Raw genomic sequence first — 12,254 nt, forward strand, 5'->3', positions numbered from 1 at the left:
GGGGGACGTATGACAACAGCGAAATCGGCATTGGTTCCGGTCCGTCAGATCGCCGCGCATGAGCTGGTCGTGGACCAGATGCGGCGGGCGTTGGAACTCGGCCAGTTCCGCCCCGGCGACCGGCTGCCCACCGAACGCGAACTCTCTGACATGCTCGACGTGTCCCGCACGACCGTGCGTGCCGCCGTCGCAGTCCTGGAAGGGGAGGGGCTGATCACGGTGCGCCGTGGTCGTGGCGGAGGGTTCACCGTTCAGGCGCCCCAGTACGATCCGGCCGCGATGCGGCGTGAGCTGCGCCGAAACCGCAGAGAGATCCGTGACGCGTTCGACTATCGCGTCATCGTGGAAACCGGTTCGGCCCGCTTGGCCGCCGAGCGCCGCCGGCCCACCGACCTGATCGAACTCCGCAAGCTGCTCACCGGCATGGAGGCCGCACTGAAGACCGGCATGAACGATCAGTCGGCCCGGCACACCACCGACTTCCAGACCCTGGATTCAGCCTTTCATCTCCGCATCGCCCAAGCCGCCCAGAACGACCGATTGCTCGACGCGGTGGCGGACGCCCGCAGGCGGATGTGGTTACCGGTGGGCGCGATGTTCGGCCGTCTGGAGCCCAATGCCAACGACTTCCACGAGGCGATCCTGGAGGCGATCGAGAACCGCGAACCGGAAACCGCCGCCACGCAGATGGCGGCTCACATCAACGACACCAGGCGCACGGTCGAATCCTGGCTCCAGCGCTGATCCTCAGGCGGCCGCACCGGGTGGCACAGATTCCACGGCCGGGGCGACGGCGGCCTCGGGGAGGCCGGCGGCAGGGTTCTCCGGAACGACATTGATCGGCGCCGGGGTGTTCAGCGCGGCGCCACACGGCAGGCTTCCGTAGTTCGGGTCATCCTTGGGCCGGGTGAGGCGCGGGCCGACGAACGTGTCGGCCTGGGCCACGATCTGATCGTCCACCAGGATCTCGCAGTGCAGGTTCGCCGAATACGGCCAGTCGATGCGTACCGCCATGCCGGCGGACTGCGGGTCGGACACCACGCCGGTGGCTTCGAAGACGCGACCGGGCAGCATCGATGGGTCGGCGGTGTTGATGTTGTCGTCGTCGATCTTGTACGCGATGGTCGCGTTCCGGGAGACACCGTCGATCCGGGCACGGTAGGTGACGTTGTGCAGTTGCGGCGCGGGTTGGGGCTCGACCTGCGGCGGAGCTTCCGGATCGGCGTGCGCCACGACGGGAAGCGACAGCGCACCGGCGATGAGTCCGGCCAGTGCAGCGGTTGCACCCCAGGCGTACTTAGCTGAGCTCATGAATCTTGACCTTACGCTGCCCGCCACGTGAGGGCCATGCCGTTGCCCGTTAGCCAACGGTTCAGCTGGTATCCGCAGCTGGCCAGGCCCTCGATCGCATCGGCCGCGGTTTGCACCGCCTCCTCGGCGACCTCAGGGCTCAGCAACCCGTGCCGAACCGCGGTGAGCAGTTCGTCGACGTCGCACAGCTCGACGCCGCGACCGCTGCGGACCACCAGATCCAGGTAGTGATCCTCGGACTGCCAGACGGTGGACCCGGCGGTGTATCGGCCGACGTCGAGGTAGAAGTCCTGGTCTCGCTCGTGGCCGGGGTTGAAGTGGAACACGCTCGCCCGCAGCCCGAGGGATGGCAGCAACCAAGATTCCAGGTAGTGGAACTGGGCCCGGCCGGGTGTCGGCCGGGCCATGTACAGCCCCCACGGCTCGATCGTGTAGACGTCGACGGCCCGCACGATGCCTTTGGGGTCGGTGTTCGTGCGGGCCAGCAGGTCGAAGGTCTCATGTTTGGGCGGGTGAATGCGGCCCAGCCTACGCGGACAGTGAACACGAGCGGAAGTTGTCGGTGGGCAGTTCTACGCTGGTGAGCATGGCCTTCGCGACCGAACATCCCGTGCTCGCGCATTCGGAGTACCGGGCTGTCGATGAGATCGTCCGGACCGGTGCGCGGTTCGAGGTGGTCAGTGAGTACGACCCGGCCGGTGACCAGCCGGCCGCCATCGACGAGCTCGAACGCCGGATCAAGGCGGGCGAACGTGATGTGGTGCTGCTCGGCGCCACCGGTACCGGAAAGTCGGCCACCACGGCCTGGCTGATCGAGCGGCTGCAGCGGCCGACGCTGGTGATGGCACCGAACAAGACGTTGGCCGCGCAGCTCGCCAACGAACTGCGGGAGATGTTGCCGCACAACGCCGTCGAGTATTTCGTCTCGTACTACGACTATTACCAGCCCGAGGCGTACATCGCCCAGACCGACACTTACATCGAAAAGGACAGCTCGATCAACGACGACGTCGAGCGGTTGCGCCATTCGGCGACCTCGAGTCTGTTGTCCCGGCGCGACGTGGTCGTGGTCGCATCGGTGTCCTGCATCTACGGCCTGGGTACGCCGCAGTCCTACCTGGACCGGTCGGTGGAGTTGGCGGTCGGTCAGGAGGTGCCCCGCGACGGATTGCTGCGGTTGCTGGTCGATGTGCAGTACACGCGCAACGACATGGCGTTCACCCGCGGCACCTTCCGGGTGCGTGGTGACACCGTCGAGATCATCCCGTCGTATGAGGAACTCGCGGTGCGCATCGAGTTCTTCGGCGACGAGATCGAGGCGCTGTATTACCTGCATCCCCTGACCGGTGACATCGTTCGTCAGGTCGACTCGCTGCGGATCTTCCCGGCCACGCACTATGTGGCTGGGCCGGAGCGGATGGCGCATGCGATCTCGACCATCGAGGTCGAGCTGGAACAACGGTTGGCCGAGTTGGAAAGGCAGGGCAAGCTGCTGGAGGCCCAGCGGCTGCGGATGCGGACCAACTACGACGTCGAGATGATGAAGCAGGTCGGCTTCTGTTCGGGCATCGAGAATTACTCCCGCCATATCGACGGCCGTCCGGCCGGCTCGGCGCCGGCGACGCTGCTGGATTACTTCCCTGAGGACTTTCTGCTCGTCATCGACGAGTCCCACGTCACCGTGCCGCAGATCGGCGGCATGTACGAGGGGGACATGTCGCGCAAGCGCAACCTGGTGGACTTCGGCTTCCGGTTGCCCTCGGCAGTGGACAACCGGCCGTTGACCTGGGAGGAGTTCGCGGATCGCATCGGGCAGACGGTCTACCTGTCGGCCACTCCGGGCGACTTCGAGATCAGTCAGGCCGGCGGCGAATTCGTCGAACAGGTCATCCGCCCGACCGGGCTGGTGGATCCCAAGGTGGTGGTCAAGCCGACCAAGGGGCAGATCGACGATCTGATCGGCGAGATCCGGGCCCGTACCGAGCGGGACGAGCGGGTGTTGGTCACCACGCTGACCAAGAAGATGGCCGAGGACCTCACCGACTATCTTCTCGAGCTCGGTATCAAGGTGCGTTACCTGCATTCGGAGGTCGACACCCTGCGCCGGGTGGAGCTGCTGCGGCAGCTGCGCCTGGGTGAATACGACGTGCTGGTGGGCATCAACCTCCTACGTGAAGGCCTCGACCTGCCCGAGGTGTCGCTGGTGGCGATTCTGGACGCCGACAAGGAAGGTTTCCTGCGCTCCACCCGCAGCCTGATCCAGACGATCGGCCGCGCGGCCCGCAACGTGTCCGGCGAAGTGCACATGTACGCCGACAAGATCACCGACTCGATGCGTCAGGCCATCGACGAGACCGAACGTCGGCGGGCCAAGCAGATCGCGTTCAACGAGGCCAACGGCATCGACCCCCAGCCGCTGCGCAAAAAGATCGCCGACATCCTCGACCAGGTGTACCGCGAGGCCGAAGACACAGAGTCGGTCGAGGTGGGTGGCTCCGGGCGCAACGCCTCGCGTGGCCGCCGTGCTCAGGGCGAGCCCGGACGGTCGGTCAGTGCCGGCATCGTCGAGGGCCGGGACACCACGAACATGCCGCGGGCCGAATTGGCGGATCTGATCAAGGATCTGACCGAGCAAATGATGACGGCGGCGCGTGATCTGCAGTTCGAGTTGGCGGCCCGCATCCGGGACGAGATCCAGGATCTGAAGAAGGAGCTTCGGGGGATGGATGCGGCCGGTCTGAAGTGATCGGGTAGTTGACCTCAACGGTGGTTCAGCTTCTAGCGTCATCGGTGTGACCGACACCGTGACGACCGAAACCGGAACCTGGCGCCAATTGTTGGGCGCCCGGTATCTGGGCGCCTCCACGGTGCTGGCCGGTGGCGTGCTGTTGTACGCCACGAATGAGTTCCTGACGATCAGCCTGTTGCCCAGTGCGGTGGGCGAGATCGGCGGCCAACGGTTCTACGCCTGGGTGACGACGGTCTACCTGGTGGCGTCGGTGGTGGCCGCCACCACCGTCCACTCCACGCTGATGCGGCTGGGGCCGCGACGGGCATACCTGATGGGACTCGGGGTGTTCGGTGCCGGCAGCCTGAGCTGCGCTCTGGCTCCCAGCATGGAGGTGCTACTGATCGGCCGCACCGTCCAGGGTTTCGCCGGTGGGCTCGTGGCCGGGCTGGGCTATGCGGTGATCAACACGGCGCTTCCGAACATGTTGTGGACCAAGGCTTCTGCGCTGGTTTCGGCGATGTGGGGTGTCGGTACCGTGATCGGCCCCGCGGCGGGCGGGCTGTTCGCCCAGTTCGGGCACTGGCGGTGGGCCTTCGGCGTGCTGGCCATTCTGACCGTCGCTATGGCTGTTCTCGTGCCCATCGCGTTGCCGGCGCGAGACGCGGAACCGGCATCGCGAGTCGCAGTGCCGGTGCGGTCGTTGGCGATGCTGGGTGCCGCGGCCATGGCGGTCAGCGTGGCCGGCATTCCGCATGACCTTCGGGCCACCGTGGCACTCCTCGCACTCGGCGTGCTGCTGATCGTCGGATTCATGTTCGTCGACCGTCGGGCCCGCTCATCTGTGTTGCCGCCCAGCACGTTCCGTCCCGGACCGCTCAAGTGGATCTATCTGAGCCTTGGTGTCCTGATGGCCGCCACCATGGTCGACATGTATGTGCCGCTGTTCGGTCAGCGATTGGCACATCTGACCCCGGTCATGGCGGGATTCTTCGGTGCGGTCCTCTCGGTGGGCTGGACGGCGGGGGAGATCGTCAGCGCGTCACTGCAGAAGCGACGGGTGATCGGGCGCACGGTGGCAGTCGCGCCGCTCGTCATGGCGATCGGTTTGGCCGCGGGGGCGGTGTTGATCCGGGACGGTATGGCGATGTGGCTGATCGTGGGCTGGGCCGCAGCGCTGGTAATCACGGGCGCCGGTATCGGTATCGCGTGGCCGCATCTGTCGGCGTGGGCGATGGGTAGCGTCGACGACCCGGCTGAGGGTCCGGCCGCGGCGGCGGCGATCAACACCGTGCAGTTGATCTGCGGGGCGTTCGGTGCGGGCTTGGCCGGGATCGTGGTCAACCTCAGCCCTACCGGCGACGCGGGTGCGGCCCGGTGGCTGTTTGCCGCATTCGCGGTGCTCGCTGCGGTCGGTGTCGTCGCCAGCACCGCGAGCGTGCGAGTCTGCCGCCCGACACCCCGCGCAGCGTCAACACTTTGCGCACCCTCGCCACCTCCTTAACGATCATCGCGATCGAAACCGTGGGCCCGCGTCGAACTTCCTGGCACAGTAACCAATCGATGCGGGTGTGTCTGAGTGGCTAGGAACCGGCCTGCAAAGCCGTTTACACGGGTTCGAATCCCGTCACTCGCTCGATAGAACGACGCCGATAGGGCGGTGCTCAGACTCCGGTCTGAGTACTACGGTCTGAGTACCACCCTATTGCGTTGCTTGCGTTCCGTGCCTCCGTCGACGCCGCTGAAGCCGTTGTGGTACAGGGACTCACGTCGGAGCGTCGCTAACCTCGGCCGAGCTACGGTGTGCGAGTGCGCTAGCCGATCTCGGTCGGCTCGCTGCACAGGAACTGTTGGTCGCCGCGGCGGAACCGGTAGTACTCCCGGTCGCTGGGGAACGGCGCCCCGCTGACCTGTGTCGCCGTCGCACCCACGCCGACGCAGAAGCGGAGGCGTTTCGCCGGGTCGGGCAGGGCGGGCAGTTGCTCCACCACGGCAGCGCCGTACGGGTTGCGGATCTCGAATGGCCGCTGGACGGTGAATGTCTCGTTCACGCGCTGCCCGGGATCGAGTCGCACGGACAATGCCGGCAGCGGAGGGGCCGCGTACAACGGCAATTGGCAACTCGCCGGCGGCCAGTAATCCCGCTTGGCGACCTCGATCACGCCGTCCGCTCCGGGCGTCAGCAGATAGTTCTGGGGACTGTAGTTGGTGCTGAACGCCGGGTAGGTGAGAAGCTGCGCCACGTACACCGGTGCGGCGCCGTCGTTGACCACGTCGTAGCGGACCTGGATTCCGCTGTCCGATGGTGTGATGTCAACGGCCAGCGTCGCCCCCAGTGCGGTCAACCCTCCCGTCGCCGGATCTGCGCATCCGTACGAATGTGGTTGTGGCGGCGGTTCGCTCAACGCGGTGGCATCCTCACTTGTGCATGCCGCCATCAACAGCAGTCCCGCGATGGCGACACCTTTGGAAACTCCGTTGGCCGTCATGGCACCTCATCGTCCGTAGTGTTCTCGACGGGGCAGGCCGAGCTCTTCGCGAAGACCATTCTCGGTCAAGTTCTTCGAATGCCAGGGTGCCACGATCTCAGGGGTCTTCGGGTTGTTGTCGTGGTCGATCGGCAGTCCCACCGCGACGCGCTCCAGCACGTCTTGGCCATAGTCGATCGAGTCGTTGCCGGTGTACTGCGTTCCTGTCGAGTGCCCGTGGGTGAAGTCGTAGGTGTGGGCGAGTTCGTGGTACAGCGTCACCGAGGGTGGGGCGCTTGGGTATCCGAAGTCGTCCAGGAAGAATTGCGGGTTGTACTGGACCTTCGGGTTGCCGTTGTTCGGGGCAGCGGTCCCGTTCTGTTCGGCGAACTCGGTGATCGTCACCGTCGACGTCTGCTGCCCGAGCCCGTCGAGCATGGACTGCCCGGTCGGTGATGAGCGGTAGAACTCCAGGTCGGCCAGCACCCGTTCCCGGAACTCGGGGGTGCCCTGGACCACGATGTTGTCGGGCAGATCCTTCAGCACCACGTTGACGACGGTGTTGGTGCCGATCACCGGGGCCACACCGTGGACAGTGTCCTCGCCTGCCTGCGCATAGATCGTGTCGTTGCCGCCGTCGTTGTACACGCGGTCCACGCCCGCGCCCGTGTAGGCCTTGTCGTCGCCCAAACCGCCAGAGAGCAAATCGTTTCCGACGCCACCGGAAACGATGTCGTTGCCGTTGCCGCCATAGACATCGTCATTGCCGGCGCCGCCCTCGAGGTAGTCGTTGCCGAAGTCGCCTTGAATGTAGTCCTCACCATCGCCGCCGTAGATGACATCGTCGCCGTCACCGCCCTCGATGTGGTCGTCGCCCGTGGAGCCGTTGATGTAGTCGCGGCCGGATCCGCCTTTGACCCTGTCGTTGCCCGCGCCGGCTTCGATCTTCGCGCGTACCGGAATACCCTGCTGCACTGCGACCACGTCGTCACCGCCGTGGGTTTCGATATTGACCTGTTGGGCCTGCCCGGGCGGGTAGCGCTTGGTGACGCCGTTGGTGGTGATCAGGATCTCGCCGGTCTTCGGGTCCTGGGTAACGCTGACCTGGTCGTCCTCGTCGCCGGTTTTCACGGTGACCTCGGTGCCGTGCTGGGTTATCTCGGGATCACCGGCGTTCAAGCCGGTTGCATCGCCGCTCGTTCCGTCGCGCTCGGCGGCAACGTCATCCTCGATTTCCCGATAGCGTGCTGTGATGTCGTTGACGCGACGCGCGATCCGTTCTACTTCGGCGACCGTCCGTCCGACGATTTCTTCCATCGCTTCCACCCCGCGCCGAGCTATCTGGGTGAGACGCAGTTCGCGGTCCGGGGTGTCAGGCACGGCAGCCGCCATCGCTTGTACCCATTCTTTGAGTTCCGCCAGTTCGCGGCGCCCGGCTTCGATCAGGGCAGCTGACCGTGTCACCTCGTTGCCCAATTGTCCGTCCAAGTCGGCGATCTCGGCGATCCGCCGTGCCTGTCGTTGGGTCTTGGCAGTGTAATTTTCGGCGGCAGAGCCAGACCAGCTATCGTCTGCGACGGCGGATTCGACCGTGTGGCGGGAAGCTGACCACACATTTCCGCTCAGGCTGCTGCCGGTCTCCGGTTGGCCATTGCCGTATGTCTGACGGGCCTGCGCCCACGCAGAGTAGAACTGGGCAAGCGCGCTCACATCAATCCTCCGGACAATTCCGATTGGTGATCACCATTATCGAGGACACTCGCCTCTGCGCCGAGCGCCAATCTGGGCCGGCGGGCGGGGAGCCAACAGTATTTTGACCTGTGGCGAATCGGACGAATAATGCTCCGGTGCCCATGCTGCAGTTAGCCGAGATCCTGTCCACGCTCGACCTGGTCGAGTCCGCGGACGGCACCTTCGTCGCCGAACAGAAGGACAATGCCACTCACCACATCGTGGGCGGACACATCGCGGCCCAAGCGTTGATGGCGGCCAGTCGGACCGTCGCACACCGATCGCCGCACAGCATGCACGTCTACCTCCTGCGCGCCGGCGACGCCCGCTACCCGGTGCAGATGGAGGTGAGCAATCTGCGCGACGGCGGCTCCCTGTCCACCCGCCGGGTCATCGGCCGCCAAGGCGACGAGGTTTTGCTGGAAGCGCTCGTCTCTTTCAGCGTTCCCATGGACGCGGCTGACTATCAGCAACCGCTGCCGTCCGTTCCCGATCCCGACAGCCTGCCGCCGGTCGAGGAACAACTGCAGGCATTTGCCGACGAGGCTCGCGGATTCTGGGTGCGTCCACAGTGGATCGAACGGCGCTACATCGACCCACCGCCGCGGTTGGCGATCGAGCTGCCCGAACCGCCGGAGCGCACCCGGATGTGGTGGCGCCCGGCCGATGCGGTCACCGCCGATCCGATCATCAACAGCGCGCTTCTGACCTACTTCACCGGCACAACATTGCTGGAGACCACGGTGACGATGCGGCGCGCCACCCAGGTGAGCGTGTTCTCGGCGCTGATCGACCACGCCATCTGGTTTCACCGCCCGGCCGATTTCACCGATTGGGTACTGTGCGACCAGGTGTCACCCAGCGGCATCAACGGGCGCGGCCTGGCCAATGCCACTTTGTACAACCGGGCGGGCCAACTGGTGTGTTCGGCGACCCAGGAAATGTACTTCGGCCGCGACCGCCGCGACTGAGCTACCAGGCTCACCGCGTGGACTTGACCACCTGGGCGAAGTTGAACTGCCAGCGTTCGACGATGTGGAAGCCCATGCGCTCGGGCACCCGATAAGCCGGAGCCCGGCCCAACCGGGGACCGGGGTCCAGGGCAGGTCCGGTCTGGTGGCTGGGTACCGAAGGATCGCGTTCGGATATCGTCCACAACACCGTGCATCGACGCACCTGGTCGGCGACGCCCCAGATGCCGAGGTGGGCGTCCCACAACCGGTTTCGCTCTCGGGCCGGGGTGCCGCGACCGGGATCGACGAGGTGGGCGTAGGCCTGCGGGCGGGCGGCCTTGAGGGGTCGGATCGGTCCCGGCTTCCACGTGGTGGTGTTGTCGAAGATCAGGCAGTCGCCGGCGGCGGAGTGCGCCGAGATGACGTCGGCGACCTGGCTGAAGTCCATACCCTCTTTGGAATATGGGCCGCGCTGGCCCACCACGTAATTCGGCATCGCGGCGACGGCGAACAGCGCAAACACCGCGGTGATCCACTCCCGGCTGCGGGCCATTCTCACGACACAAACCGCAAGCAGCAGCGCCATCCCCGGGGTGGTGAAACAGAGGTATCGGGGATAGTAGAGCGGTTGCCCGACAGCGGAATACGCCAACAGCACCACGGTGGGGACCGTCACCCACGCCGCGGCCAAGGCCACCAACTGACGGTTGTGGTCATCGGCGGGCCGCAGCTTCCTCATCACCGACGCTGCGATCAGTGCAACGGCCGCCAACACCGCGAAGGCCACACTGTGATCGAAGTACTGCTCCACGAGGACTTCGCCGAACCAGTGCACACCGGGCGGCGAGATCCATCCGACCTGAAAGCTCTGCGACCGGCACCACACGGCGAATGGCACCACGAGCGCGACGACCGTCGCGGTCGCCACGGCCCACCGCGTGCGGCCGCGACGGTCTGACATCATGGCCACGGCGACCGCGTGTGGCGCCACCATCAGTACCACGAAGACGTTCAACACACTCGAAAGCGCCAGCAGCGCAGCGTAAGACACCCATAACGCGGTACGGTCGCGCCGGATGGCCACGATGAGAAGAACGGTCAGCCATCCCGCCGCCAATGTCGACCAGGAGTAGGAACGAGCCTCGATCCCAGCCCAGGTGATGCGCGGCAGCATCGCGAAAAGTAGTCCGGCACACACTGATACGGTCCGGCTACTCAGCTGGCGGCCGAGGGTCACCACTGCGCCTGCCGCGCCGCCGACCGCCAGGCAGCTGGAGAACCGTGACCAGAACTCGGTGGCCGGGAACAGGGCGAACCAGCCGTGCATGCCGAGGTAATAGAGCCCGTGGACGGCGTCGATGTGGCCGATCAGATCCCATAGTTGCGGCACCGATCGGGTGGCCGCCGAGATGGTGGCGGCCTCGTCGAACCACAACGACGGCCGGGCGGCTCCCGCGGCGCACAACACCACGGCGAAGACGGCCACCGCCAGAGCGTCGACGCGAACGTTCCCCGGCACGCGTCGGGCCCTGCCCCCGGCGCGTTCGTTCAGCGATAGATCCACGTCAGCGACGGCACACCCCCTCTACCCGATGGCAAACAGTAACCCGAGTCACTTCGAGTCGCTTTCTCCGGCACCGTGATTGCGCCGACCGGAGGCAAACAGATGAGCTGGATCACGCCCGTCGGTGAATCGTCCTGGCGACAACCCTGATTCGTCCGGCGTCGATTTCGTCACGGTCAGCATCGATTTTGTCGGATCGAGGGTTAACATCAGTGCCGGTATGCGCCGCCTCGAGCTCATCGAGGGCTCAGTTGTCGGCTGTCCGTGCGGGTGTCGTGATTCGCGCCCCTGGTCAGCGGCAACGGGTTACTGTCTCGGGTGGCGTTGCAACTGACAGTGGGAGGGTATTGATGAGCGCGTATCGAACCGTGGTGGTCGGCACGGACGGATCTGATTCGTCGTTGCGTGCAGTCGACCGCGCCGGTCAGATTGCCGCCGGCTCGAATGCCAAGCTGATCGTGGCGACCGCCTACTTCCCCCAGAGCGAGGATCAGCGTGCCGCTGATGTGCTCAAGGACGAGGGCTACAAGATGGCGGGCAACGCACCGATCTACGCCATCCTGCGTGAGGCGACCGACCGGGCCAAGGCGGCCGGCGCGACGGACATCGAAGAGCGTCCCGTGGTCGGCGCCCCGGTCGATGCGCTCGTCGAGCTGGCCGAAGACGTCCAGGCGGATCTGTTGGTGGTCGGCAACGTCGGACTGAGCACCATCGCCGGTCGTCTGCTGGGCTCGGTGCCCGCGAACGTGGCACGCCGGTCCAAGACCGACGTGCTCATCGTCCACACCAGCTGAGCCCGCACCAGCCGGCTACCAGCCCCGCTCGCGCCACTCTCCAAGATGGGGACGTTCGGCGCCGAGCGTGGTGTCATCGCCGTGGCCGGGGTAGATCACCGTGCGGTCGTCGTAGACGTCGAACACCTTGGCACTGACGTCACCCAGTAGCCGCTCGAAATCACCCGGTTGCCAGGTCTTGCCGACGCCGCCCGGGAACAGGCAGTCACCGGTGAACAAGTGCGTCACGCCGTCGGGTGCGGTCAGCGCCAAAGCGACGGATCCTTCCGTGTGGCCCTGTAGGTGGATCACGTCGAACGTCAGATCACCGACCTGGACGGTGTCTCCGTCGGCCAGGATCCGATCCGGGGTCACCGGCAACGGCTCGGCGTCGAGTGCGTGTGCGGCGGTGGGGGCGCCGGTGACGTTTGCCACAGCCTCCAGCGCCTGCCAGTGGTCGAAATGTTGGTGGCTGGTCACGATCAGCGACACGTTGGGTGCCTGCTGCTCGATCACGTCCAACAGCGCCTCGGCGTCGTTGGCGGCGTCGATCAGCAGGGTTTCTCCGGTGGAGGTGCAGGTCACCAGGTAGGCGTTGTTGTCCATCGGGCCGACCGACACCTTGATGATCGAGGCGTTCGGCAGGGTGCGCCGGGCGGCGGTCCGGGACTCGACGTGGCCGGTATAGCTGTCGTCCACCGTGATGTGAGGGCTGGTCATAGCGTC

11 protein-coding genes and 1 tRNA gene are annotated in these 12,254 nt (G+C 65.7%); 6 read left to right on the top strand and 6 right to left on the bottom strand.

The annotated features are described in order from the left end of the window. The first annotated feature begins 9 nt into the window (after positions 1-9). Positions 10-744 (top strand): FadR/GntR family transcriptional regulator, encoded by a 735-nt coding sequence (locus tag A5740_RS25485; RefSeq protein ID WP_076198736.1) that lies wholly within the window; start codon positions 10-12, stop codon positions 742-744. A gap of 3 nt (positions 745-747) precedes the next feature. Here the strand turns inward: A5740_RS25485 and A5740_RS25490 are convergent, their stop codons facing one another. Next, positions 748-1,311 (bottom strand): hypothetical protein, encoded by a 564-nt coding sequence (locus A5740_RS25490; RefSeq protein WP_076198738.1) that lies wholly within the window; start codon positions 1,309-1,311, stop codon positions 748-750. An 11-nt stretch (positions 1,312-1,322) separates the two neighbouring features. Continuing rightward, entirely contained in the window at positions 1,323-1,829 is a 507-nt protein-coding gene (locus A5740_RS25495; RefSeq protein WP_175616364.1) for a DUF402 domain-containing protein, read from the bottom strand. Between the two features lie 68 nt (positions 1,830-1,897). Between A5740_RS25495 and uvrB the strand changes: the two genes are divergently transcribed. The 3 genes from uvrB to A5740_RS25510 all read left to right on the top strand — a co-directional run bounded on the left by uvrB (position 1,898) and on the right by A5740_RS25510 (position 5,675). Continuing rightward, on the top strand, positions 1,898-4,057 hold the full coding sequence (gene uvrB / locus A5740_RS25500; RefSeq protein ID WP_076198742.1) for an excinuclease ABC subunit UvrB: 2,160 nt from the start codon (positions 1,898-1,900) through the stop codon (positions 4,055-4,057). Positions 4,058-4,103: 46 nt separating this feature from the next. Further along, positions 4,104-5,543 (top strand): MFS transporter, encoded by a 1,440-nt coding sequence (locus tag A5740_RS25505; RefSeq protein ID WP_076198744.1) that lies wholly within the window; start codon positions 4,104-4,106, stop codon positions 5,541-5,543. Between the two features lie 61 nt (positions 5,544-5,604). Further along, positions 5,605-5,675 (top strand) — tRNA-Cys (locus tag A5740_RS25510). A gap of 178 nt (positions 5,676-5,853) precedes the next feature. Here A5740_RS25510 and A5740_RS25515 read toward each other — a convergent pair. After that, positions 5,854-6,528 (bottom strand): hypothetical protein, encoded by a 675-nt coding sequence (locus A5740_RS25515; protein WP_076198746.1) that lies wholly within the window; start codon positions 6,526-6,528, stop codon positions 5,854-5,856. A 6-nt stretch (positions 6,529-6,534) separates the two neighbouring features. Continuing rightward, entirely contained in the window at positions 6,535-8,217 is a 1,683-nt protein-coding gene (locus A5740_RS25520) for a M91 family zinc metallopeptidase (RefSeq protein ID WP_076198748.1), read from the bottom strand. A 143-nt stretch (positions 8,218-8,360) separates the two neighbouring features. On the opposite strand from A5740_RS25520, the gene A5740_RS25525 reads away from it, so the two are divergent. Further along, the gene (locus A5740_RS25525) at positions 8,361-9,209 is read left to right on the top strand and encodes an acyl-CoA thioesterase II (protein WP_139335344.1); all 849 of its coding nucleotides are present in this window, start codon (positions 8,361-8,363) and stop codon (positions 9,207-9,209) included. A 10-nt stretch (positions 9,210-9,219) separates the two neighbouring features. Here A5740_RS25525 and A5740_RS25530 read toward each other — a convergent pair whose 3' ends face one another. Further along, positions 9,220-10,755 (bottom strand): glycosyltransferase family 39 protein, encoded by a 1,536-nt coding sequence (locus A5740_RS25530; RefSeq protein ID WP_076198752.1) that lies wholly within the window; start codon positions 10,753-10,755, stop codon positions 9,220-9,222. A gap of 350 nt (positions 10,756-11,105) precedes the next feature. On the opposite strand from A5740_RS25530, the gene A5740_RS25535 reads away from it, so the two are divergent. Next, a complete protein-coding gene (locus A5740_RS25535; RefSeq protein WP_044524035.1) occupies positions 11,106-11,549 on the top strand; it encodes a universal stress protein in 444 nt (147 codons plus the stop codon). A gap of 15 nt (positions 11,550-11,564) precedes the next feature. Here A5740_RS25535 and A5740_RS25540 read toward each other — a convergent pair whose 3' ends face one another. After that, on the bottom strand, positions 11,565-12,248 hold the full coding sequence (locus A5740_RS25540) for an MBL fold metallo-hydrolase (protein WP_076198754.1): 684 nt from the start codon (positions 12,246-12,248) through the stop codon (positions 11,565-11,567). Between the last annotated feature and the right edge of the window lie 6 nt (positions 12,249-12,254).

Origin of the sequence: Mycobacterium sp. GA-1841 (assembly GCF_001954135.1) — a bacterium.
GTDB lineage: Bacteria > Actinomycetota > Actinomycetes > Mycobacteriales > Mycobacteriaceae > Mycobacterium.